Consider the following 21,760-nt stretch of genomic DNA (forward strand, 5'->3'; position numbering starts at 1 on the left):
CCGCAACAGGTAGCACTCCGGATAAAATATGTCAACATCACTGACATAAAATGATGGCAACGGTAAAACCCATGGGAAAACCACAGACAAAGCGCCCATCTGCCCCCGAAGGCGGCGCTTCGGCCGCCCCCGGCAGCGGCTCTGCGGACCATCTGACCGAGGCGATCGAACTGCTTTTTTTCGCGTACCGCGATTTTATCAGCGACCCCGACGAAATCCTGATCGAATACGGCTTCGGTCGTGCCCACCACCGTGTGGTGCATTTCGTGGGTCGCAACCCCGGCATTACCGTTGCCGAACTGCTGGATATCCTGCGCATCACCAAACAAAGCCTTGCCCGGGTGCTGAAACAATTGATCGAGCGGGGTTTCATTGAGCAGGAAACAGGAAAGCAGGACCGCCGCCAGCGAATGCTGTTCCTGACCGCGACCGGCCGCGAAATAGAACAGCGTCTGGCGGCGCCGCAAAGGTCACGCGTCGCCAAGGCATTGGAGAAGGCCGGCCCCGACGCGGATCTCGCCTGGCGCACCGTCCTGCTGGCGCTGGTGAACGAGGATGACCGGCCGGAAGTCGAATCCTTGATCGCAAAGACACCCGCACGCTGAGCGGAAACGCCGGGAAGGTTTTCAGGTGACAACGGAAGCGACGACAGACGCCCAGACAAAGGCGGTCGGAAAAACCGGCCCGTCGGACGACGCACCCCATATTCTGGTCGTCGATGACGATCGCCGCATCCGTGAGTTGCTGAAGCGCTACCTTTCCGACAACGGCTATCGTGTAACCGCGGCCGAGAACGCGGCCGAGGCACGCGCGCGGCTGGCAGGTCTGTCATTCGACCTGCTGGTGCTCGACGTCATGATGCCTGGCGAAAGCGGCCTCGATCTGACGCGCGACCTGCGCCGCAATTCGACCGTGCCGATCCTGATGCTGACTGCGCGCGGCGAGGCCAGCGATCGTATCGACGGGCTGGAGCGCGGCGCCGACGATTATCTGGCCAAACCTTTCGAGCCACGCGAACTTCTGCTGCGCATCGGCACAATCCTGCGACGCGCGCAGGCGCCAGGTGCAATGCGGCATGACGAAGTTTCTCTGGGGTCGTGTCGCTTCAACACGACACGAGGCGAGCTTTGGAACGGCGACAGGCAAATCCGGCTGACAACGCGCGAGATTCAGTTGCTGCGCATCTTCGCGGCCAATCCGGGCAAACCCTTGTCGCGCATGGACCTGTGCGACAATGAGGCCGCTGAGCGCTCGATCGACGTTCAGATCAACCGCCTGCGGCGCAAACTCGAAACCGACCCCCGAAACCCGGTATATTTGCAGACCGTGCGTGGCGAAGGCTACGCGCTGATGCCTGACTGACAGCGATCGACATGCAAACCGAGGTTCAGATGAACGCGCAGTCCGAGCGCACAAAAATAGCGCCCATGACATGGCACCCGTTTCAGATAATGAAGAGACTGATGCCGCGCGGTCTTTACGGCCGCTCGCTGATCATCATCATTACTCCAATGGTGTTGCTGCAGTTCGTCGTAACCTACGTTTTTCTGGAACGTCATTGGCAACTGGTAACGCAGCGATTGTCGGCCAAGACCGTTGCGGAGATTGCGCTGATACTCGCCGAGTTCGAAGAAAATCAGACACCTCAGCAGGCCGCCAGGATCGCCGCAAGGGCAAACGCGCATATCGGTTTGCCGATCGCGTTCCTCGATGGCGAAGTCCTGCCCGAAACGCCATCTTCGACAGGCAGTCTGCTGGACAATTCGCTCAACGACGAATTGCGTCTGCGCATTGCACGGCCTTTCTGGATCAATACGTTACAATACGACAAATATGTCGATATCCGCATTGCCTACAATGGCGGTGTCATGCGCATCCTGACACCAGCTTCACATGTTTACGCGTCGAACTGGCATATCTTTCTGGTCTGGATGTTCGGTACGTCGGTCGTGCTGATCATCGTGGCGATGGTCTTCCTGCGAAACCAGATACGCCCCATCGAGCGGCTGGCCGAAGCCGCGGAGTCTTTCGGAATGGGCCGCGACGTGCCGAGCTTCCGGCCGCAAGGTGCGACCGAAGTGAGAAGCGCCGCCCAGGCCTTCCTCGACATGCGCGCGCGCATCCAGCGTCAGATCGAGCAGCGCACTGCAATGCTGGCCGGCGTCAGCCACGATCTCAGAACGCCTTTGACCCGCTTCAAACTGCAGCTTGCAATGCTGGGCGAAGGACCCGAAATCGAGGACTTGCGCGCCGACATCGCCGAGATGGAGCGCATGCTGGAAGACTACCTCGAATTCGCCCGCGGGCACCATGGCGAGACGTCGGAAGAAACCGACCTTGCCGAACTCATCGAGGAAGTGCGGACCGACGCGCAGCGCAAAGGCCACGACCTGCGGCTCGACCTGCATGGCGATCTCGTCTTGCCGCTCCGGCGCAACGCCTTCAAACGCTGCCTCACCAACATCGTCGACAATGCCTGCAGGCACGCCGCGCATGTCTGGGTAACGGCGATCCGCGACACCGATGACGCCGGTGATGGCGGCGGCATCGATATATTTGTCGACGACGACGGCGTCGGCATTCCCGAGGATCAGCTTGAAGAGGTTTTCCGCCCGTTCTACCGGCTTGATGCCGCGCGCAATCTGGAAGACGGCGGCTCCGGCCTGGGGCTCGCAATTGCCCGCGACATCGCGCGCGGCCATGGCGGCGACATTACGCTGGCCCGCAGCCCGATGGGCGGATTGCGCGCCGTCATCCACGTGCCCGTCTGAGAGCGCCGTTTCCAATCGAAACCATCCCAAATTAAGTCAGCATTGTTGACTTATTTTAGGGTGGCCTGTAAATAGTTGTGGCGCTGGAAACTCAATTGAATTGCAGACGGAGTCGGCTCAATGACACTCCCGGACATGGTCGTTCGATGGCAGGCGGCGTGGCAAAGCCTCGATCCGGCTCACATTGAGACCATCTATGCGCCAGACGCCACTCATATGAGTTCGGTCGTCGTCGAGCGGATGAACATCGCCGACGGGACCTTGCGCGGGCACTCGGAGATTCGCGCCTATGCCGAGGTGTCGGCCGGGCGGCTCAGGAGTTTCAAGGCCGAGATTCTCGGTGCGATTTCGGATGAGAAAGACGGCGCCGGCCGTGCCTCAATCGAGTACTGGCGCGTTCTCAATGGTGACGAAAAGGGCCGCAAACGCGTGGTCGAAATGCTCGAATGGAAAGACGAACATATCACCGCCTGCCGTGTGTTTCATTTCTGATGACTCACGCCGCCGCGCCGGCCCCGCGTTCACGCCGGCCGAGGCCGTGCAGCCGTTCGATAAACGCTTCGCCACGTCGCAACCTGCGATCAAGATCGGCCATCGTCTGGGCCTGATCGTCGTCATCTTCAAGCCAGACCCGGAACACGGCACCCCAGACCAACGCAAGCCCCCGCACACGCAAGGCACCCCCCAGGCCTGAACTGTCGATATCGGCCGCTTCAAGCATCCAGCCCAATGATTGCAGCATCGGCCGCATCAGGCCCGCAGCCGCCACCGGATCACGCCCAATATCCCGGGCTATCCGCTTCAGCGCCGGTTTGTAGGCTGTGAGCGCATCGAAGCGCATCATCAGCACATCGAACAACCTGTCCCGTGCTGCCTCGCCCGCGAGATCTTCCTCCGACGCCAATTGCAGCACTTCGGCATCAATGCGCCGGCTGAAAGCGGCGAGAATCTCGCCCTTCGAGCCAAATATCCCGTAAAGCGCCGGCAGGCCGACGCGCGCCGATTTGGCAATCTCGGCCAGCGACAGACCCGTCCAGCCGCGCGACGCCGCAAGCTTGAATGCGGCATCGATGATCTTCTCCTCGGGATCGCGTTTGGCGGCCATTTCGTCGTTCCCTGGAAACACAAGGTGATGTGAAACGAAGATAGGGCGTCGTGCCACGCTTGACGAGACGGCAAAGGCCTATTTGCCGAGGGCACGCGCCCGGTCGCGCGCCGCGAGCGCCGCGCGCCGCAGAAGCGGCGACAAACCGCCCTCGCCCATCAGGACGTCAAGCGCGGCGGCCGTCGTGCCACCCGGCGAGGTCACATTGGCCCGAAGTTGGGACGCCGCCTCCGGCGAACGACGCAGCATTTCGCCGGAGCCGCTCACCGTTTCGCGCGCCAGCTTCATCGCCATCGCCGGTTCGAGGCCCAGCGCCTCCCCCGCCGCCGCAAGGCATTCGACCATGTAGAACACATAGGCCGGGCCGCTGCCGGAAATCGCCGTCACGGCGTCGATATGCGCTTCGCTCTCGACCCAACCAACTTCACCAACTGCGGCGAGAAGCTGTTGTGCCATCTCCCTCTGTGCCGGTGTCGCCCGCTCGTTGGCGCAGGCGATGGTGATACCGCGTCCGATTGCGGCGGGCGTATTGGGCATTGCGCGCACCGCATGCACCTCGGCACCAAGCAGTTCCTTGAGCCGGTGGAGGCCGGTACCCGCGGCAATCGAGATAAACAGCGTTTCGGGATGCACGAGAAGTGAAAGCGCAGGCAGCACCTCGCCCATGGCCTGCGGCTTGACCGCGATCAGCACCACGGCAGGCCGTGCGGCGGCGATGTCGCGTACCGACGCGTTGAGCGTAATATTCCTGGCGGCCACAAGTTGTTCGATCTCGGATGCGGGTGTGGGCTCAAGTACAAAAACCTGCGACGGCGAAAGCCCATGCTCAAGCCAGCCGGAAAGAAGCGCGCCGCCCATCTTGCCCGCGCCCACCAGAACCAGCGGGCGCTCGAGAGAAAGTGTCATGGCAGAAACCGTCATTTGATTGAAGTCGCCGGAACCGGACGAACCGGATCAGGCCCGGCCTTGTGTCTCGAACATGGCCGCGGCGATGGCTTCTTCGGCCGATTTGCCCGCCCACATGACGAATTGCATGGCGGGATAATAGCGCTCGCAGGCCTCGACCGCGAGACGCAGCAACGCCTCACATTGCTCCGGCGTGGCCGCCGCGCCGCCGCACAAGAGCAGACTGTTGCGAAACAGCACAACGCCGTCATCCGACCAGATGTCGAAATGACCGGACCATAGCTGCTCGTTGATCAGTGTCAGAAGATGGCGGATCACCGGCCGCTTTTCGGGCGGTACGCGCAGATCGAGCGCGCAGGCGACATGGAGGCCGGAAAGGTCGTCACGCCAGTTGAGCGAGATCTGATAGTCGCGCCAATCACCTGCCACACAGATATTCAGTTCGTCTTCGTGGCTTCGTTCGAAAAACCAGTCGCGGACGGACGCCACCTGCTCAAGAAGATCGAGGGGATTGCCGTCGAATTCCGCAGTCTCGGCGACTGTGCCTTTCATTCGTTCCCCCGCATCGGATGCCACTGAACGAGGCCGAAACCCCATATCTAGTAGGCGCTCCTGCCTCTACACACGATACCTAACGTGCATGATGCGTTGAGTCGGCGCAACCCTGAGGGACCATTGCCGGGCCGAAATCGAGACAAAAGCTGTGGGAAACCATGGACGCAATCAGACGCCATCGCCAACGGCGCCGCTGGCGGAGAGCTTCGTGGGCTTGGCTTTCTTTGCCGCAAGCGCCGCTTCCAGCACGTCGAGCCGGGCCTTGAGCGCCTCGTTTTCCTCCCGGGCAAGTTGGGCCATCGCCCGCACGGCGTCGAACTCTTCCCGGCCGACCAGATCCATATCGGCAACCAGCCGCTCGGCCTGAGCCCGGATCAGCGTCTCGACTTCGGTACGGACACCCTGTGCTGCACCGGCGGCGTTGGTGAAAAGCCGGCCGAGCTCGTCGAGAATACGATTCTGCGTCTGGGTCATGGGCAGGTCTCCGGTTATGCCTTCGCCCGGAAAGATAACGCCTTGCGGCGCGAATGCGAACCGGACCGAACGACGCGGGCTGCACAAGGCGGTTTCCTTGACATGAAGGGGCCCGGAGGCAAACTAGCGCGCCATCGCCCATCGCAGGGGCCACACCGAGGCCGAATCCCATGCCCTTCCCCGAAATCGACCCGGTGCTGATCCAGATCGGTCCCTTCGCCATCCGCTGGTACGCTCTGGCCTATATCGCCGGCCTCATTCTGGGCTGGCGCTATATCGTCGCCCTGGCTGAAGCGCCGCGCCTTTGGCCCGGCAAATCGCCGGTCACACGGCTCGACGTCGACGACGCGCTCCTTTGGGCGGCACTCGGCGTCATTCTCGGCGGTCGTCTCGGTTATGTGCTGGTCTACAACCCGGGATACTTCTTTCAACACCCGCTCGAAATTCTCTATGTCTGGCAAGGCGGCATGAGCTTCCATGGCGGCGCCTTCGGCGTTCTCGTCGCGATGTTCTGGTTTGCCCGCAAGCGCGGCTTCCCTGCCTTGACGATGATGGACCTGGTGAGTGCGGCCGCGCCCATCGGTCTCTTTTTCGGCCGCATTGCCAACTTCATCAATGCCGAACTCTGGGGCCGTATCACCGATGCGCCTTGGGGCGTGATTTTCCCGGGCGCCGGTCCATTTCCACGTCATCCGAGCCAGCTCTACGAGGCCGCCCTTGAAGGTATTGTGCTCTTCTTCGTGCTGCGCCTGCTGACACATCGCTTCGGCATGCTGCAAAAACCGGGCGTCGTGATGGGTGGCTTCATCGCCGGCTATGGCGTCGCACGCACCATTGTCGAGTTTTTCCGTGAGCCCGATGCGCAGATCGGCTTCCTGTTCGGCCATTGGCTGACAATGGGCATGATACTGTCGATTCCGATGGTACTTGTCGGCGCCGCCATCATCTGGAAATCGGCGACAAGCAAGGCCCCGACACCGAAGCCCAAACGGAAATGAACGCGGGCCACACAGCGCTCGCACGTCATATCGTCCGGCTGATCGAAGAAACGGGGCCGATCCCGCTCTCGCACTATATGGCGATCGCACTCGGCCACCCCGAGCACGGCTATTACATGACGCGCGACCCATTGGGCCCGCGCGGCGATTTTGTCACCGCACCCGAAGTCAGCCAGATGTTCGGCGAGCTGGTCGGCCTCTGGCTGGCCGATGCCTGGGTAGCACAAGCCGCACCTGCGTCCTTCGTTTTGGCCGAACTCGGTCCCGGTCGCGGCACATTGATGGCCGACGCCCTTCGCGCCATGCGCGCCGTCCCCGGAATGACCGAAGCCGCGGAAGTGCATTTCGTCGAAACGAGCCCCGTATTGCGCCAGGCCCAGAAGAAGCGCGTCCCGCAAGCGACATGGCACGAACGCATCGACACATTGCCCGATCAACCACTTTTCCTGATCGCCAACGAATTCTTCGACGCCCTGCCGATTGTCCAGTACCAGCGCACCGGGCGCGGCTGGTGCGAGCGCTATGTGGGTCTTGCGGAAGGTCGATTGGCGCCCGTGCTCGCGCCCGTCCCGCTCGCAAACGACAAGGCGCTGCCCGCCGCCATGCGAGACGCCCCGGAGGGTGCCTTCGTCGAAACCTCTCCCGCATCACTCGCAATTGCCGAAGGCATATCGGCACGCATCGCCGCGCGCGGCGGCGCGGCATTGATCGTCGACTACGGCCATGTCCGAAGCGCTCCCGGCGACACGTTGCAGGCCCTGCGCGGCCATGAATATGCCAACCCCTTCGATGCACCGGGCGAGGCGGATCTGACGGCACATGTCGATTTTGAAAGCCTCGCGCTTGCTGTTGTCGCAGGCGGTGCCGCGGCATACGGGCCGGTCGAGCAAGGCGCCTTTCTGAGGGCACTCGGCATCGAAGCGCGCGCCGCAGCCCTGCGCAAGCAAGCGACCGAGGCACAAGCCCGCGACATCAATTCAGGACTGCAGCGATTGACCGCGCCCGATGAGATGGGCAGCCTGTTCAAGGTGCTCGGTATTGCCCCCCGCGGTACGATACCGCCGCCCGGATTTTTTTGAGGTTGCGCCGATGCTGACCGCGAAACCCCTCGACGTCATCGCCCATATCCGGCACGGTTTTTTCACGCGTGAAGGCGGCGGGTCCAAAGGCATCTATGCTTCGCTCAATTGCGGTCTCGGCTCCGGCGACGACAAGGAGACGGTGCGAAAAAATCGCGCCACCGTTGCCCAGGCGCTGGGCGTCGAACCGGACAATCTGGTCACCGTCCACCAGATTCACAGCGCCGACGTGATCGACGTGACGGCGCCATGGACCTGGGAAAACGCGCCGCAAGCCGATGCGATGGTAACGGCCGCCGCTGGTATTGTGCTGGGCGTTCTGGCCGCCGATTGCGCGCCGGTGCTCTTCGCCGACAAGAATGCCCGCATCATCGGCGCGGCGCATGCAGGCTGGAAGGGGGCGTTGACCGGCGTCATGGAGGCCACCATCGAGGCGATGGAACGGCTTGGTGCAACGCGCGGCCACATCGCGGCAGCGATCGGCCCCTGTATCTCCAGGGAAGCCTATGAGGTTGGCCCTGAGTTCCGAACGCGATTCGTCGAGGCCGATGCCGTCAACGCCAAATGGTTCACGGCCTCCGAAAAGCCCGGCCACTTCATGTTCGACCTGCCCGGCTATGTCGAAGCACGGCTGACCGCTGCCGAAATTGGCGCCGTTTCGATGCTCGGCCACTGCACCTATGCCGACCGCGCCCGATTTTTTTCCTATCGCCGCGCGACTCACCGCAACGAACCAGATTACGGCCGGCAAATATCGGCGATCATGCTGCGACCCGAATAAATGACAGTCCGGTAACGACGGTCCGAATCGGACTAGACTGTCCTCCAGCAGGCGCCCACCATCCGGGCAAGGCATTGGGGCATCCGGCGGTGCTGACGAAAACGCAACCCGAATTCGCGAAAGACGCTTCGGACTGGAAACGGACCGGTGCGCACCGGCTTCGTATCGGCGTTGCCATCGCCATTTTCGCGATGGCGGCCTGCGCAGATGATGCGGCCTCGGACCGCAACGCACGGCCTGCCGAAGCGGCAGCGACAACGGCTGCCCAGTCCAGCCATGGACCCGGCATCGCCATTGCCGCCCTGAGTGGCGCGCCAATGGCGGAGGCGGCCATCTTTGCCGCGCTGCTGAAAGAGGAAGCGGCCAAAGCGCGGCTTCCGGTCGCCGATGGCGAGGCGAGCACCTACGAAATATCGGGCGCAATGGATGCCGGAGAGAATGCCGAGGGTGCCTATGTCGTCACCGTGATCGACGTGCGCGATGCAACGGGCGCGCGGGTCCACCGTGTCGTCAACGAAGAAACCCTGCCGCTCCGCGCCGGAAACGGCGACCCCTGGGCCCATATCGCCCGGGCCGACCTGCGCCGCATCGCCGGTGACGCAGCGGCACGGCTGGCCGTCTGGTATGCAAGCGAAATCGATGCGCAAAGCGGCGCGATGACGAAAGCCGGAAGCGGTGACCGCATCGTCACCGGCAGCATTGCCGCCAGCGCCGCGCAAAGACCGCAGGACCAAGACCGCCTCCCCTTCGACATCATTGTCGGTGCGGCGCCCGGCGACGGCAATGCGGCGCTGACGCGGGCCCTCGACAGCGCACTGGCCCGCCGCGTCCCGACCGCAACTTGGCTGCGCAACGAGGGATACAAGATCGAGGGCAGCATCTTCACTGCCTCGCGCAATGACGGCCGCACCGAAGTTTCAATCCACTGGATCGTGACATCGCTGAGCGGCGAAACGCTGGGCGAAGTGAAACAGCGAAACGCACTCGATGCGGCGAGCATCGCGGGGAACTGGGGCAAGCTCGCCGAGAACGCCGCGGAGGCCGCCGCCGAAGGGGTGATGGCGCTGCTGGCGCCGTCGCCCGGTCGGTCCTGATTGCGCGCGAATGGCCTGAAAACAGGCAGTTTCGGGCCAAAAGTTTGCGTGTTTACAGGGTCGGATCGCCTTGTTACAACGCGCTCGCGCCGTCACCGACCTGTCATCTTTCCGGCAGGGCTGTTGCGGCGATTTGAAGTTCAGGGGCGAAGCGCGGGGATCACGGCATGAAACTGGTCGCAGGCAATTCAAACCGGGCGCTTGCCGAAGCCATCGCCGCCTATCTGAACCTGCCGCTCACCAAATCGGTCGTCCGCCGCTTCGCGGACATGGAAATCTTCGTCGAGATTCAGGAGAACGTCCGCGGCGAGGACGTCTTCGTGATCCAGTCGACTTCCTATCCCGCCAACGACCATCTGATGGAAACGCTGATCATCATGGACGCGCTCAGGCGCGCCTCGGCGCGGCGCATCACCGCGGTGATCCCCTATTTCGGTTATGCGCGGCAGGACCGCAAGCCCGGCGCGCGCACGCCGATCTCGGCAAAGCTCGTCGCCAATCTGGTGACGACGGCAGGCGCCGACCGCGTGCTGACGCTCGATCTCCATGCGGGACAGATACAGGGCTTTTTCGACATCCCGACCGACAATCTTTTCGCCGCGCCGGTGCTGACGCGCGACATCGAGCAGCACTACGCGGCCAATGGCAATGTGATGATCGTCTCGCCCGACGTCGGCGGCGTGGTTCGGGCCCGCGCGATCGCCAAGCGCATCGGCGCCGACCTTGCGATCGTCGACAAGCGCCGCGAGCGCGCCGGCGAATCCGAAGTCATGAACATCATCGGCGATGTGAAGGGCCGCTCCTGCATCCTGGTCGACGACATCGTCGACTCGGCCGGCACGCTCTGCAACGCCGCCGAAGCGCTGCTGAAACAGGGCGCGACCGAAGTTTCTGCCTATGTGACGCACGGCGTTCTCTCCGGCGGCGCGGTCGCCCGCGTCTCGGCTTCGCAACTGAAAGAGCTCGTCATCACGGATTCGATCCAGGCGACCGAAGCCGTCCGCGTCAGCCACAATATCCGGGTCGTCTCGATCGCCCCGCTGATCGGCGAAGCGATGCGCCGGACCGCCGAGGAACGCTCGGTTTCGAGCCTGTTCGACTGACCCGAGCCACACCGGCCCCCTTCCCGCCCCGGTTGAGTTTTGCCCGATTGGCGGCTATAAGGCCCGCAATCCCGCACTTCCACACCCCTGGAGGAGACTTGCGGGTCATCGCGTGGGCCGCTAAGGCCCCGTTTTTATTGGAGAATTTGTCATGGCCGAGACTCTGACGCTCAAGGCCGAGACGCGCGAGAAAGGCAGCAAGGGGGCTGTCCGCTCGCTCCGTCGCGAAGGCCGCGTTCCCGCCGTCATCTATGGCGACAAGAAATCGCCCGAACTGATTGCCATCAGCTACAAGGACGTCACCGCCCTCTACCAGAAGGGCACGTTCATGAGCCACGTGCTCGACGTCGACGTCAATGGCAAGACCGAGCGCGTGATCCCGCGCGACGTGCAGTTCGAACCGGTGCGCGACTTCATCATCCATATCGACTTTCTGCGCCTCGGCAAGAACGCGACCGTCACCGTCGACGTGCCGGTGCACTTCCACAACCACGAAGCCTCGCCCGGTCTGAAAGCCGGCGGTGTGCTGAACATCGTGCGCCACGAAGTCGAACTGGTCTGCCCGGCCGACGCGATCCCGGAACAGCTCGACATCGATCTCACCGGCTACGAGATGGGAACGTCGATTCATATTTCGGCCGTCAAGCTGGCGGACAATGTGAAGCCGACCATCGCCGACCGCGACTTCACCATCGCAACGATTGCCGCCCCTGCCGCCGTCGTCTCGGCCGGCGCCGGCGCCGGTGAGGAAGCCAAGGCTGAGGAAGCGACGGACGCGGCAAAGCCTGCCACCAAAGACGCCTGATCCGCGTGACCTGAAAGGAGCCGGCGATGATCCTGCTCGTCGGTCTCGGCAACCCGGGCGAGAAATACGCCCGCAACCGCCACAATATCGGTTTCATGGCGGCGGACGCGATTGTCCGCCGCCATTCCTTTTCGCCGCTGCGCGCCCGCTTTCAGGGCCTGGTGTCGGAAGGGACGCTCGATGGCGCGAAGGCCATCGTGCTGAAGCCGACCACCTACATGAACGAAAGCGGCCGCGCCGTCGGCGAGGCGCTGCGCTTCTACAAGCTGACGGAAGCCGATGTGATCGTCTTCCACGACGAACTCGACCTCGCCCCGGCCAAGCTGCGGATCAAGACCGGCGGCGGCGCCGCGGGGCATAACGGCATCCGCTCGATCGCCGCCCATATCGGACCCGATTTCCGCCGTGTACGGATCGGCATCGGTCATCCGGGCGAGAAGGATCGCGTGCTGAACGCGGTGCTCGGCGATTTTTCGAAGGCGGAGATGACCGGCTGGGTCGAACCGCTGATCGAGGCGATTGCCGATGCCGCGCCGCTGCTCGCCGAAGGCAAGGACGCGACATTCGCCAACAAGGTCCATCTGGCGCTCAACCCCGAGCCGCCGAAGAAAAAGACCGATGAGACAAAGAACGGAGACGCCTGAGCCATGGGTTTCAAATGCGGCATTGTCGGACTGCCCAATGTCGGCAAGTCGACGCTCTTCAACGCGCTGACGCAGACCGCCGCCGCGCAGGCCGCCAACTATCCCTTCTGCACCATCGAACCGAATGTCGGCGAAGTGGCGGTGCCGGACCCGCGGCTTGAACAGCTCTGCGCCATCGCCAAGAGCAAGGAAATCATTCCGACGCGACTGACCTTTGTCGACATTGCCGGTCTCGTGAAGGGCGCCTCGAAGGGCGAAGGCCTTGGCAACCAGTTCCTCGCGACGATCCGCGAGGTCGACGCGATTGCCTATGTGCTGCGCTGCTTCGTCGATGACGACATCACCCATGTCGAGAACCGCATCGACCCGCTGGCCGATGCCGAAATCGTCGAGACGGAGCTGATGCTGGCCGATCTCGAAAGCCTCGAAAAGCGCGCGACGGCGGCCGAAAAAAAAGCGAAGACAGGCGACAAGGAAGCAAAGCAGCTTTTCGATCTGATGCATGTGGCGCTTGAACTTCTGCGCGAAGGCAAGCCCGCGCGGATGGCGACGGCGCAGGGCAAGATCGCCGACGAGGACATCAAGGCCTGGGAAGGCCTGAACCTGCTGACCTCGAAGCCGGTGCTCTATGTCTGCAACGTCGAGGAAGCGTCCGCCGCGACCGGCAACGAATATTCGAAAGCCGTCGAGACGCGCGCCAAAGCCGAAGGCGCGCAGGCCGTCGTCATCTCGGCGCGCATCGAGGAAGAGATCGCGCAACTGCCGGCCGGCGACCGCACCGAATATCTCGAAACGCTGGGCCTTTCCGAGCCCGGCCTCGCGCGTCTGATCCGCTCCGGCTATGCACTTCTCGATCTGATCACCTATTTCACCGTGGGTCCGAAAGAGACGCGCGCCTGGACGATCACCCGCGGCACGCGCGCGCCGGCAGCGGCCGGCGTCATCCATACCGACTTCGAAAAGGGTTTCATCCGTGCCGAGACGATCGCCTATGACGAATATGTGAAACTGGGCGGCGAACAAGGCGCGAAGGATGCCGGCAAGATGCGTCTTGAGGGCAAGGAGTATGTGGTGCAGGACGGCGATGTGATGCATTTCCGCTTTGCCAATTAGGAACCGGAAACGGCATTTTCGCACGCCCCCGAAGGGCGGGGATAACCCGGTTTGTGACAGCGAAAATCGACTGCAGACCCCCCTCTGTCACAAAACTGTCAAAAAACTGTCACAAATGGAAAATGACGGGGCGACAAAAAAAGTAATCCCCGGTTTCGGACGGCGGTGAAAATCGCGCCGAGACGATTCTGGAGGCGGGAACGAAAAACTTATCCCCGGGGGCCAGCATGGCGGCATGCGCGCCGCGCGATTCGGCGGGTGAAAAAAACTTACCCCCGGGGGTCGCCGTCGACGCCCAAGCCCTCCAGGGGCAGGTGGGAACACAAACCAGCGCCGCGCAAGAATATGTTCCGTATAAAGACAACAGGCATCCCATGACCCAACCGAAATATTACTGGGAGGACTTCCGCCTCGGCGAGACGGTCGAGTTCGGCGAGAAGCATGTGACGAAGGAAGAGATCGTCGAATTCGCCAGCGAGTTCGACGCGCAGCCCTTCCATCTTGACGAGGAAGCGGCGAAGGCGTCGATCCTGGGCGGGCTCTGCGCCAGCGGATGGCACAGCTGCGCGATGATGATGCGGATGATGTGCGACGGCTACATTCTCGAAAGCGCCTCGCTGGGCGCGCCGGGCGTCGACGAGGTGCGCTGGAAGAAGCCGGTCTATGTCGGCGATGTGCTCCGTGTGCGGCGGACCTGCGTCGAACGCCGCGCCTCGAAAAGCCGCCCGGAAATGGGCCTGACCAAATTCCATATCGAAATGCTGAACCAGAAGGACGAGGTGGTACTGACCTCGGACGGCTGGGCGATGTATGGCCGCCGTCATCCGGGCGCGCCTGTCGAGGGGAGCGCCTGATGCCCTGGTTCGAAGACATCGCGATCGGCGCCCGGCTCGACCTCGGCGCCTATACATTCACCGAAGCGGAAATCATCCGCTTCGCGACCAAATACGATCCGCAATATTTTCACATCGACGCGGAAGCGGCGAAGGCCGGCCCCTTTGGCGGGCTAACGGCGAGCGGCTGGCACACGACCGCGACCTGGATGAAAATGATGATCGCCGCGCGGACCGGCCGCGAGGAACAGCCCGACGAGACGGGCCGCAAGCCCGCCGGCGGCCCCTCGCCCGGCTTTCTCGAGATGAAATGGCCGAACCCGGTGCGCGCGGGCGACACGATCACCTATTCGTCAACGGTCGTCGAAAAAATCGAAATGAAATCGCGGCCAGCTTGGGGCATCATCCGGAGCCGGAATGTCGGCACCAACCAGCGCGGTGAAACCGTGCTCGACTTCATCGGACAGGGCATGGCCGAACGCCGCGGCGACGCGGGTTGAGAACAGAAAATTCAAGGGAGGCAGCAATGGCACGCAAGGGCAAGACGATCACGCTGAAGAGCGGCGACGGCGCCGAAATTCTTTGCTACCACGCCAAGGCCGAAGGCACGCGTAAAGGCGGGCTGGTGCTGATCATGGAAATCTTCGGCGTCACCGCGCATATCAAGGATCTCTGCGACGAGTATGCGGCGCGCGGCTATGACGTGCTGTCGCCGCAGCTTTACGACCGCCAGGTGAAGGATTTTCAGGCGAGCTACGCCCAGGAAGACATCCAGAAGTCGCTGGAACTGCGCGCCAACAATCCTTACGAGAACACCGTGCTCGATGCGCAGATGTGCATCGACAAATTGCGCGCCGACGGCAGCGCCAAGGTCTTCATCACCGGCTATTGCTATGGCGGCACGGTGAGCTGGGTCGCCGCCTGCCGCGCCGAGGGGCTCGATGCGGCGTCCTGCTATTACGGCGGCGCGATCAAGGACTATATCGACGAGACGCCGAAATGCCCGACCATTTGCCATTTCGGCGAGAAGGACAAGGGCATCCCGATGGACGACGTGCGCCGCATCGAGGCCGCGCATCCGCAAGTGAAGGTCTATGTCTACGACGCCGACCACGGCTTCAATTCCGACCGCCGCAACAATTACGACAAGGCGTCGGCCGAACTGGCGCTGAAGCGGACGCTGGAATTGTTCGAGCGGGTGTGAGGGGGGCGGACGCTTTTGGGTTTGCCGGACGCAACTTATTTCAGGTCGTCATTGCGAGGAGCGCAGCGACGAAGCAATCCAGAAGCCGCAAGCGCAGCATTTGCCGCGCCTGGATTGCTTCGCTACGCTCGCAATGACGAGTTAGGGGGGATGGAATGCGTTATTCAGCTTTTGTCCTGCTTGCGGCCTTTGCCATCGGATGCACCGACGCACGCGCGGCCAATCCCTATGAGGTTTTCCGGTTAGGGATGAGCGAGGCGGACGTCGTTGCGGCCGCCGAGGCACATGGCGGCAGCGTCGTCGACCCAACCAAGATCGTCCCGCAAGACGCCGGCAGGAAGCCGCCAGACTTCGGCAGTTTTCAGATGCTCGTCGGCGGCATTCCGACAGGCACTATGGGCTTGGGAATGTTCGTGCTCGAGAACGGCGAGTTGAAATCAATCATGTTCGACTACAATTTCAAGTCGCCGAAGCCCCGGATTTCTCAGGACACATGCGACACGATGTTCGCGCATATCCGTCAGACCATCGCGATGGCCCATGGGCAACCCGCCTCCGATGAGGTCGAGGTAGAGGATGACATACGCGGACACCTGCTGACCTGGCAGCTCGAAGAAGGCACGCTCTGGGCCTATCAGCGCATGCATGGCACGGCGGCCCCGGAAAAAGACCCCTATTGCAGCGACGTCGTGACGACGGCTTTCGCCGGTACGGACGAGGCATGCGAAGAATTTTACGCGCGGTTCTTGAACGCCATGGGCCTTCCGGCCGATAGCCTGGTGACAGCGGCACCCATCCGGCAATGACGATGTGGAGAAACACCCTGCACACCGTCGCCCTCACTCTTTTCGCCATCGGCTCGGCCAGCGCTCATGCCGCCAATCCCTATGAGGTTTTCCGACTGGGGATGACGGCGGACGAGGTCAGAAGCATTTTTGCCGAGCATGACGGAGAGATAATCGAGGAGAGCAACGACAACGAACTCATGCTTGGCCGCATGCCCTCACGCGAACCGGCAGCTGCGACCACCCTCGTTTTCAGAGATGGGCGTCTCCGCCTCGTCATTGCCAATTATGACCCCGTGATCCGTTTCGACGAACCCAAGATGACGACCGGGTGGTGCGAGGAGAATTTCGTGTCGATTCGCGCCGGGATGGAAACGGTATTCGGAAAGTCGGAACCGCTCGTCTGGGACGAGTCTGACGCCGATGTCCGGTCCGCGGTTGTGAAATGGAAAAGCGCCCGGGGCTTCGTAATGGCCGTCATGTCGCTCAATAACGAAAGCTGCGTGGATTTGTACGCGCTGCTATTCGATGGTTCCGAGGAGGAATTGATGGAAGGGATAGAGCGCCGGTAGTGTCCAGACGCGAAGGTCTATGTCTACGACGCCGATCACGGCTTCAATTCCGACCGCCGCAACAATTACGACAAGGCATCTGCGGAACTGGCGTTGAAGCGGACGCTGGAATTGTTCGAAGGGGTGTGAGGGGGGCGGACGCTTCTCCTTCCCACCCTCCCCCTGTGGGAGGGTCGAAATTTTCGAGCGCTAGCGAGACAAATTTCGGGGAGGGGTGAAGCGTTGCGCCTATGAGCACATCGCAAGCACCCGAACCCGCCGCAGCCGCCCCTACCCCTCCCCAAACCGCTTGCAGCGGTTTGACCCTCCCTCAGGGGGAGGGTGGGAAGAGAGTGAAGGCCCTACCCCCTCGGCCCGTAAGTCCTGAACTTCTCGACATTCACCGCCATCTCATCATCCGACAGCAAGTCCGGTTCGCAGAGTTGCAGCGCGCGGCAATATTGGGCGGCCAGCGTTTCGACTTCATGGGCGAGATGCAGCGCATCCTCGACGGTCCGCCCGAAGGCGATCTGGCCGTGATGGGCGAGCAGGCAGGCGCGGCGCGCGTCGAGCGCGGCGACCGCATGGGCGGCGAGTTCGGCGCTGCCGAAGGTCGCGTAAGGCGCGCAAGGGATGTCGCGGCCGCCGGCCACCGCCACCATGTAGTGGAAGGGCGGGATCTCGCGCTTCAGCACCGCCAGCACGGTGGCGAAATCGGAATGGGCATGGACGATGCCGCCGGCTTCCGGATGCGCGGCATAGATGGCCGCATGCATCCGCCATTCGCTGGAGGGTGGGAAGGTGCCCGACAGGATGCGTCCGTCGAACGCAATCTCGGCGATGTCGGCGGGAAGAAGATCGGTATAGGGAACGCCGGACGGCGTGATGAAGATACGGTCGCCCGCCCGCGCCGAGACATTGCCCGACATGTTGGGCGAGAGGCCGGTCCGGGCGAGGTCCTGCGCCGCATCGACGACGCGCTGCCGCAGCCAGGCCTCGTCGGTGCCGCCCGCGTCCCGCTCAGCCATCGCGCCGCTCCGGATAAAGCCCCAACAGCCCCTCGCGGCTCGCCGCGCAGACGCCGCGCTCCGTCACGAGGCCGGTGATGTAGCGCGCGGGCGTGACGTCGAAGCCGTAATTGGCGGCGGGGCTGCCCGGCGCCGCGATTTCGACGGTGACGATCTCGCCCGCCGCTGTGCGGCCGGTCATGTGGGTGACCTCGCGGGCATCGCGCTCTTCGATCGGAATTCCCGCCACACCGTCCTCGAGCGACCAGTCGATGGTGGTGTGCGGCAGCGCGACATAGAAGGGGACGTCATTGGCATCGGCCGCCAGCGCCTTGAGATAGGTGCCGATCTTGTTGGCGACATCGCCGGTCGCGGTGGTGCGGTCGGTGCCGGTGATGCAGAGATCGACCTGGCCGTGCTGCATCAGATGGCCGCCGGCATTGTCGGGGATGATGGTGTGCGGGACGCCATGGCCGCCGAGCTCGAAGGCGGTGAGTGCGGCGCCCTGGTTGCGCGGCCGCGTTTCGTCAACCCAGACATGGACCGGGATGCCGGCATCATGCGCCATGTAAATCGGCGCCAGCGCCGTGCCCCAGTCGACACAGGCAAGCCAGCCGGCATTGCAATGGGTGAGAATGTTGACCGTCTGGCCGGGTTTGGCCTCGGCGATGCCGCGGATCAGGCGCAGGCCGTTCTCGCCGATCCGGCGGCAGATCTCGACATCGTCGTCGCAGAGTTGCGCGGCGCGGGCATAGGCCGCCGCGGCCCGGGCATTGGCGCCGAGCGGCGCCACGGCGGCGCGCATTTCGTCGATCGCGTATTTGAGATTGACGGCGGTCGGCCGCGTTGCGCCGAGCAGGACGCAGGCCGCTTCCAGCGCGGCGTCGGAGGGATCGGCGCGCAGCGCGAGGCAGATGCCGTAGGCCGCGGTGGCGCCGATCAGCGGCGCCCCGCGCACATTCATGTCCTTGATCGCGCGGGCGCAGTCGTCCGCCGTTTCGAGGCGGATGAGCGCGAATTCATGCGGCAGTCTGGTCTGGTCGATCACCTCGACCGACCAGTCGTCATCGGCGACCCGGATGGTGCGGTAAGGGATGCCGTCGATCTTCATGATCTCGCTCCCGGCCGGTGTCGGTCAGTGGCCTTCGAAGGAACAGAGCGACAGCACCTCGATGTCGAGCGCTTCGAGGCGCTGGCGGCCGCCAAGTTCCGGCAATTCGATGACGAAGCTCGCCGCCGCGACCCGGCCGCCCGCCCGCGCGATCAGCTTGACCGAGGCCTCGGCCGTGCCGCCGGTCGCGATCAGATCGTCGATCAGCAGCACCCGCGCGCCGGCATCGATGGCGTCGGTATGGATTTCGACCGTGTCGGTGCCATATTCGAGATCGTATTCCTGGGAGATGGTGGCGAAGGGCAGCTTGCCCTTCTTGCGCACCGGCACGAAACCGAGATTGAGCCGGTGGGCGACGGCGCCGCCGAGAATGAAGCCGCGCGCCTCAATGCCGGCGACGATGTCGAAAGTGGCGCCGTCATGCAGCGCCACCAGCGCGTCGACCGCATTGCGGAAGCCGACCGGGTCGCCCAGGAGCGTTGTGATGTCGCGAAACAGGATGCCGGGCTTCGGATAGTCCGGAATGGTGCGGATGAATTGTTTCACGTTGCTGTGTCTCCGTTTGATCTTGTTTAGTCGTCTGCTGGCGAGCCGTTCACGCCGGATTACAAACTTGTGTCACCCCGGCGATCCCGGCGCCTGTCCCGGCAAAGGCCGGGATCCACAAGCAGCAGCGGCAAACGACGAGGTGAAGGAAAGAAGGGTTCACGCGGAGGCGCGGAGGCGCGGAGAAGGGGAGAAAGCAAGAAAGTTTCAAGCAGCGGCACAGGGAACGTTTTCTGGCGCTTCGCGCCGAAGGCGCAATAAACTATCTCTTCTCCGCGGCTCCGCGCCTCCGCGTGCAAAATCTTCACCTTGCCATGGACTGCCCATGGACCCCGTCTTTCGCCGGGGTGACACCTCTGGATTTGGCTGCGCTCTTTCAACATCTTCACCCCTTGAGCACCCGTCCGGCGACCGCGTCGAGCCTGGCGACCAGCGCCGGATCGCGCTTGTCGGGTGCGGTGATCAGCGCCGTGTCGAGGACGCGGTCGAGGCCCTGCGGCGAGGGCTGGCGCTCCGGGCCGAAGCTTGTCGCCACGGCGCGGATGACGGCGCGGGCGTGCCCGGCATTTTCCTCCAGCACGCGGATCACGTCCGAAACCTCGACATGGGCATGGGTCGGATGCCAGCAATCGAAGTCGGTGACCATGGCGACCGTCGCGTAGCAAATCTCGGCCTCGCGGGCGAGTTTCGCTTCCGGCATGTTGGTCATGCCGATCACCGAGCAGCCCCAGGAACGATAAAGCTCGCTCTCGGCCCGGGTCGAGAATTGCGGGCCTTCCATGACCAGATAAGTGCCGCCGCGCTTGTGGCGAATGTCGTGTTGCTTGCAGGCGGCCTCGATGTGATCGCCGAGGCGCGGGCAGACCGGATCGGCCATCGAGACATGGGCGACGAAGCCTTCGCCGAAAAAGCTTTTCTCGCGCGCGAAGCTGCGGTCAATGAACTGGTCGACAATGACGAAGGTCCCGGGCGGCAGCTCTTCCTTCAGCGAGCCGACCGCCGAGACCGAAATGATGTCGGTGACGCCGGCGCGTTTCAGGGCGTCGATATTGGCGCGGTAATTGATGCTGGAGGGCGAATGCGGATGGCCGCGGCCATGGCGCGGCAGGAACACCATCTCGATCGTCTTGCCGTCGCCGATGGGCAGCTCGCCGAAATGCAGTTCGTCGGAGGCCGCGCCCCAGGGCGTGGCGATGCGTTCCCAGCGCTCGTTGCGCAGCCCCGGAAACTCATAGACGCCGCTGCCGCCGATCACGCCGAGTACGGTTTTGGTCACTGGTCTCTCCCGCTTCTCTTACCGTCATGGCCCGGCTTGTCCGGGCCATCCACGTCGTGGCGCCGGAGTAAGGACAGAAAGACGTGGATGGCCCGCATGAAGCGGGCCATGACGACCGGGGGGTTATGCGTCCCCCATATAACAAACCAGCGCGCCTGCGCCATGAAAAAGGGCCCCGAGAGGGACCCTTTTCCGTCAATTTCGTGTGACGCGCCTCAGTGCTGGTCGGACCAGACCTTGCGCATCGAGAACCAGAGGAAGCCGCTCAGCAGCACCAGATAGATCATCACCTGGAAGCCGATGCGGTGACGCTGTTCGAGCTTGGGCTCGGCGGTCCACATCAGGAAATGGGTGACGTCGCGGGCCATCTGGTCGACCGTGTTGGGCGTGCCGTCTTCATAGTCGACCTGGCCGTCCGACAGCGGCTGCGGCATGGCCAGCACATGGCCGGGGAAATAGGTGTTGTAGTGCAGGCCCGGCAGCACCTCGAAGCCTTCCGGCGCCTCGGCATAGCCGACCAGCAGCGAGTGGAGATAGTTGACGCCGTCCGGCCGCGCCTTGGCGATGACCGAGAGATCGGGCGCCGGTGCGCCGAGCGCGGCGGCGGCGGCTTCCGGATTGGGATAGGGCGAGGGGAAGCGGTCCTTGGGCTCGCCCGGCCGCTCGAACATCTCGCCCGAATTGTCCGGCCCGTCGATGACGACGATGTCGGCCGCCAGCGCCTTGACCTGGCCTTCGCTGAATTCCGGCCCGCCCGGCTCCATCAGATTGCGGAAGCGGACGAGTTCCGCCGAATGGCAGACGGCGCAGACTTCCTTGTAGACCTTGTAGCCGCGGCGCAGCGCGTCGCGGTCGTAAACGCCGAAGACACCCTCGAAGGACCATTCGAGCTGGATCGGCTTGACGGCATCCGCCGCCTGGGCGGGGCCCGCCAGCAGCGGCATCCCGATCGCGGCGGCGGCCGCCAAGGCCAGAAGGCCGGTCTTGCGGGAGATTTCGATCATCTTGTTTTTCACTTG

General features: G+C 63.3%; 26 protein-coding genes and 1 pseudogene. 18 read left to right on the top strand and 9 right to left on the bottom strand.

What is annotated here, in order from left to right:
• The first annotated feature begins 71 nt into the window (after window positions 1-71).
• The 4 genes from Q7V31_RS13535 (at window position 72) to Q7V31_RS13550 (ending at window position 3,263) form a co-directional block, all read left to right on the top strand.
• On the top strand, window positions 72-605 hold the full coding sequence (locus tag Q7V31_RS13535; protein WP_304735065.1) for a MarR family winged helix-turn-helix transcriptional regulator: 534 nt from the start codon (window positions 72-74) through the stop codon (window positions 603-605).
• Window positions 606-630: 25 nt separating this feature from the next.
• On the top strand, window positions 631-1,362 hold the full coding sequence (locus Q7V31_RS13540) for a response regulator (RefSeq protein WP_304735066.1): 732 nt from the start codon (window positions 631-633) through the stop codon (window positions 1,360-1,362).
• A 101-nt stretch (window positions 1,363-1,463) separates the two neighbouring features.
• Entirely contained in the window at window positions 1,464-2,771 is a 1,308-nt protein-coding gene (locus Q7V31_RS13545) for an ATP-binding protein (protein ID WP_304735067.1), read from the top strand.
• Window positions 2,772-2,891: 120 nt separating this feature from the next.
• Entirely contained in the window at window positions 2,892-3,263 is a 372-nt protein-coding gene (locus tag Q7V31_RS13550; protein ID WP_304735069.1) for a nuclear transport factor 2 family protein, read from the top strand.
• A gap of 4 nt (window positions 3,264-3,267) precedes the next feature.
• Here Q7V31_RS13550 and Q7V31_RS13555 read toward each other — a convergent pair whose 3' ends face one another.
• The 4 genes from Q7V31_RS13555 to Q7V31_RS13570 all read right to left on the bottom strand — a co-directional run bounded on the left by Q7V31_RS13555 (window position 3,268) and on the right by Q7V31_RS13570 (window position 5,811).
• Window positions 3,268-3,876 (bottom strand): TetR/AcrR family transcriptional regulator, encoded by a 609-nt coding sequence (locus Q7V31_RS13555; RefSeq protein ID WP_304735071.1) that lies wholly within the window; start codon window positions 3,874-3,876, stop codon window positions 3,268-3,270.
• 78 nt (window positions 3,877-3,954) lie between these two features.
• A complete protein-coding gene (proC, locus tag Q7V31_RS13560; RefSeq protein ID WP_304735072.1) occupies window positions 3,955-4,782 on the bottom strand; it encodes a pyrroline-5-carboxylate reductase in 828 nt (275 codons plus the stop codon).
• Between the two features lie 48 nt (window positions 4,783-4,830).
• Window positions 4,831-5,334, bottom strand: coding sequence for a YbjN domain-containing protein (locus Q7V31_RS13565; protein WP_293507617.1), 504 nt, complete (start codon window positions 5,332-5,334; stop codon window positions 4,831-4,833).
• A 171-nt stretch (window positions 5,335-5,505) separates the two neighbouring features.
• Window positions 5,506-5,811 (bottom strand): accessory factor UbiK family protein, encoded by a 306-nt coding sequence (locus Q7V31_RS13570; RefSeq protein ID WP_304735075.1) that lies wholly within the window; start codon window positions 5,809-5,811, stop codon window positions 5,506-5,508.
• Window positions 5,812-5,981: 170 nt separating this feature from the next.
• Here Q7V31_RS13570 and lgt point away from each other — a divergent pair, with 170 nt between their 5' ends.
• The 14 genes and pseudogenes from lgt to Q7V31_RS13640 form a co-directional block, all read left to right on the top strand.
• On the top strand, window positions 5,982-6,809 hold the full coding sequence (lgt, locus tag Q7V31_RS13575) for a prolipoprotein diacylglyceryl transferase (RefSeq protein ID WP_304735076.1): 828 nt from the start codon (window positions 5,982-5,984) through the stop codon (window positions 6,807-6,809).
• Entirely contained in the window at window positions 6,806-7,888 is a 1,083-nt protein-coding gene (locus tag Q7V31_RS13580) for a class I SAM-dependent methyltransferase (protein WP_304735077.1), read from the top strand. The genes lgt and Q7V31_RS13580 overlap by 4 nt, the downstream gene beginning before the upstream one ends.
• A 10-nt stretch (window positions 7,889-7,898) precedes the next feature.
• Window positions 7,899-8,669, top strand: coding sequence for a peptidoglycan editing factor PgeF (gene pgeF, locus Q7V31_RS13585; protein ID WP_304735079.1), 771 nt, complete (start codon window positions 7,899-7,901; stop codon window positions 8,667-8,669).
• Between the two features lie 89 nt (window positions 8,670-8,758).
• Window positions 8,759-9,763: a hypothetical protein gene (locus tag Q7V31_RS13590; protein ID WP_304735080.1), complete on the top strand. Its 1,005-nt coding sequence runs from the start codon at window positions 8,759-8,761 to the stop codon at window positions 9,761-9,763.
• A gap of 167 nt (window positions 9,764-9,930) precedes the next feature.
• A complete protein-coding gene (locus Q7V31_RS13595; RefSeq protein WP_304735081.1) occupies window positions 9,931-10,866 on the top strand; it encodes a ribose-phosphate pyrophosphokinase in 936 nt (311 codons plus the stop codon).
• Between the two features lie 151 nt (window positions 10,867-11,017).
• Entirely contained in the window at window positions 11,018-11,671 is a 654-nt protein-coding gene (locus tag Q7V31_RS13600; RefSeq protein ID WP_304735083.1) for a 50S ribosomal protein L25/general stress protein Ctc, read from the top strand.
• A gap of 26 nt (window positions 11,672-11,697) precedes the next feature.
• On the top strand, window positions 11,698-12,315 hold the full coding sequence (gene pth, locus Q7V31_RS13605) for an aminoacyl-tRNA hydrolase (protein ID WP_304735084.1): 618 nt from the start codon (window positions 11,698-11,700) through the stop codon (window positions 12,313-12,315).
• A gap of 3 nt (window positions 12,316-12,318) precedes the next feature.
• Window positions 12,319-13,428, top strand: a complete 1,110-nt coding sequence (ychF, locus tag Q7V31_RS13610) for a redox-regulated ATPase YchF (RefSeq protein ID WP_304735085.1) — start codon at window positions 12,319-12,321, stop codon at window positions 13,426-13,428.
• 374 nt (window positions 13,429-13,802) lie between these two features.
• Window positions 13,803-14,282: a MaoC family dehydratase gene (locus tag Q7V31_RS13615; protein WP_304735087.1), complete on the top strand. Its 480-nt coding sequence runs from the start codon at window positions 13,803-13,805 to the stop codon at window positions 14,280-14,282.
• Window positions 14,282-14,761, top strand: coding sequence for a MaoC family dehydratase (locus tag Q7V31_RS13620; protein ID WP_304735088.1), 480 nt, complete (start codon window positions 14,282-14,284; stop codon window positions 14,759-14,761). The genes Q7V31_RS13615 and Q7V31_RS13620 overlap by 1 nt, the downstream gene beginning before the upstream one ends.
• A gap of 26 nt (window positions 14,762-14,787) precedes the next feature.
• A complete protein-coding gene (locus tag Q7V31_RS13625; protein ID WP_304735089.1) occupies window positions 14,788-15,465 on the top strand; it encodes a dienelactone hydrolase family protein in 678 nt (225 codons plus the stop codon).
• A gap of 155 nt (window positions 15,466-15,620) precedes the next feature.
• Window positions 15,621-16,271 (top strand): hypothetical protein, encoded by a 651-nt coding sequence (locus Q7V31_RS13630; RefSeq protein WP_304735090.1) that lies wholly within the window; start codon window positions 15,621-15,623, stop codon window positions 16,269-16,271.
• Between the two features lie 2 nt (window positions 16,272-16,273).
• The gene (locus Q7V31_RS13635; protein ID WP_304735091.1) at window positions 16,274-16,822 is read left to right on the top strand and encodes a hypothetical protein; all 549 of its coding nucleotides are present in this window, start codon (window positions 16,274-16,276) and stop codon (window positions 16,820-16,822) included.
• Between the two features lie 18 nt (window positions 16,823-16,840).
• A pseudogene (locus Q7V31_RS13640) lies at window positions 16,841-16,951 on the top strand (dienelactone hydrolase family protein); the annotation flags it as partial.
• A gap of 212 nt (window positions 16,952-17,163) precedes the next feature.
• On the opposite strand, the gene Q7V31_RS13645 reads toward Q7V31_RS13640, so the two are convergent.
• The 5 genes from Q7V31_RS13645 to Q7V31_RS13665 form a co-directional block, all read right to left on the bottom strand.
• Window positions 17,164-17,829: a class II aldolase/adducin family protein gene (locus tag Q7V31_RS13645; protein ID WP_304735092.1), complete on the bottom strand. Its 666-nt coding sequence runs from the start codon at window positions 17,827-17,829 to the stop codon at window positions 17,164-17,166.
• The gene (mtnA, locus tag Q7V31_RS13650; protein WP_304735093.1) at window positions 17,822-18,919 is read right to left on the bottom strand and encodes an S-methyl-5-thioribose-1-phosphate isomerase; all 1,098 of its coding nucleotides are present in this window, start codon (window positions 18,917-18,919) and stop codon (window positions 17,822-17,824) included. Before mtnA ends, Q7V31_RS13645 begins: the two co-directional genes overlap by 8 nt.
• A gap of 24 nt (window positions 18,920-18,943) precedes the next feature.
• The gene (locus Q7V31_RS13655) at window positions 18,944-19,486 is read right to left on the bottom strand and encodes an adenine phosphoribosyltransferase (RefSeq protein ID WP_304735137.1); all 543 of its coding nucleotides are present in this window, start codon (window positions 19,484-19,486) and stop codon (window positions 18,944-18,946) included.
• Between the two features lie 364 nt (window positions 19,487-19,850).
• On the bottom strand, window positions 19,851-20,741 hold the full coding sequence (locus Q7V31_RS13660) for an S-methyl-5'-thioadenosine phosphorylase (RefSeq protein WP_304735095.1): 891 nt from the start codon (window positions 20,739-20,741) through the stop codon (window positions 19,851-19,853).
• A 215-nt stretch (window positions 20,742-20,956) separates the two neighbouring features.
• The gene (locus Q7V31_RS13665; protein ID WP_304735096.1) at window positions 20,957-21,757 is read right to left on the bottom strand and encodes a cytochrome c1; all 801 of its coding nucleotides are present in this window, start codon (window positions 21,755-21,757) and stop codon (window positions 20,957-20,959) included.
• Between the last annotated feature and the right edge of the window lie 3 nt (window positions 21,758-21,760).

The organism is Parvibaculum sp. (genome assembly GCF_030651915.1).
Classification (GTDB): domain Bacteria; phylum Pseudomonadota; class Alphaproteobacteria; order Parvibaculales; family Parvibaculaceae; genus Parvibaculum.

Bases quoted from the DNA above. Each gene is read 5' to 3' on its own strand.
- Q7V31_RS13535 (WP_304735065.1), top strand. From the start codon at position 72: ATGGGAAAACCACAGACAAAGCGCCCATCTGCCCCCGAAGGCGGCGCT.
- Q7V31_RS13545 (WP_304735067.1), top strand. From the start codon at position 1,464: ATGCCGCGCGGTCTTTACGGCCGCTCGCTGATCATCATCATTACTCCA.
- Q7V31_RS13550 (WP_304735069.1), top strand. From the start codon at position 2,892: ATGACACTCCCGGACATGGTCGTTCGATGGCAGGCGGCGTGGCAAAGC.
- Q7V31_RS13555 (WP_304735071.1), bottom strand. From the start codon at position 3,876: ATGGCCGCCAAACGCGATCCCGAGGAGAAGATCATCGATGCCGCATTC.
- proC (WP_304735072.1), bottom strand. From the start codon at position 4,782: ATGACACTTTCTCTCGAGCGCCCGCTGGTTCTGGTGGGCGCGGGCAAG.
- Q7V31_RS13565 (WP_293507617.1), bottom strand. From the start codon at position 5,334: ATGAAAGGCACAGTCGCCGAGACTGCGGAATTCGACGGCAATCCCCTC.
- Q7V31_RS13570 (WP_304735075.1), bottom strand. From the start codon at position 5,811: ATGACCCAGACGCAGAATCGTATTCTCGACGAGCTCGGCCGGCTTTTC.
- lgt (WP_304735076.1), top strand. From the start codon at position 5,982: ATGCCCTTCCCCGAAATCGACCCGGTGCTGATCCAGATCGGTCCCTTC.
- Q7V31_RS13580 (WP_304735077.1), top strand. From the start codon at position 6,806: ATGAACGCGGGCCACACAGCGCTCGCACGTCATATCGTCCGGCTGATC.
- pgeF (WP_304735079.1), top strand. From the start codon at position 7,899: ATGCTGACCGCGAAACCCCTCGACGTCATCGCCCATATCCGGCACGGT.
- Q7V31_RS13595 (WP_304735081.1), top strand. From the start codon at position 9,931: ATGAAACTGGTCGCAGGCAATTCAAACCGGGCGCTTGCCGAAGCCATC.
- Q7V31_RS13600 (WP_304735083.1), top strand. From the start codon at position 11,018: ATGGCCGAGACTCTGACGCTCAAGGCCGAGACGCGCGAGAAAGGCAGC.
- pth (WP_304735084.1), top strand. From the start codon at position 11,698: ATGATCCTGCTCGTCGGTCTCGGCAACCCGGGCGAGAAATACGCCCGC.
- ychF (WP_304735085.1), top strand. From the start codon at position 12,319: ATGGGTTTCAAATGCGGCATTGTCGGACTGCCCAATGTCGGCAAGTCG.
- Q7V31_RS13615 (WP_304735087.1), top strand. From the start codon at position 13,803: ATGACCCAACCGAAATATTACTGGGAGGACTTCCGCCTCGGCGAGACG.
- Q7V31_RS13620 (WP_304735088.1), top strand. From the start codon at position 14,282: ATGCCCTGGTTCGAAGACATCGCGATCGGCGCCCGGCTCGACCTCGGC.
- Q7V31_RS13625 (WP_304735089.1), top strand. From the start codon at position 14,788: ATGGCACGCAAGGGCAAGACGATCACGCTGAAGAGCGGCGACGGCGCC.
- Q7V31_RS13630 (WP_304735090.1), top strand. From the start codon at position 15,621: ATGCGTTATTCAGCTTTTGTCCTGCTTGCGGCCTTTGCCATCGGATGC.
- Q7V31_RS13635 (WP_304735091.1), top strand. From the start codon at position 16,274: ATGTGGAGAAACACCCTGCACACCGTCGCCCTCACTCTTTTCGCCATC.
- Q7V31_RS13645 (WP_304735092.1), bottom strand. From the start codon at position 17,829: ATGGCTGAGCGGGACGCGGGCGGCACCGACGAGGCCTGGCTGCGGCAG.
- mtnA (WP_304735093.1), bottom strand. From the start codon at position 18,919: ATGAAGATCGACGGCATCCCTTACCGCACCATCCGGGTCGCCGATGAC.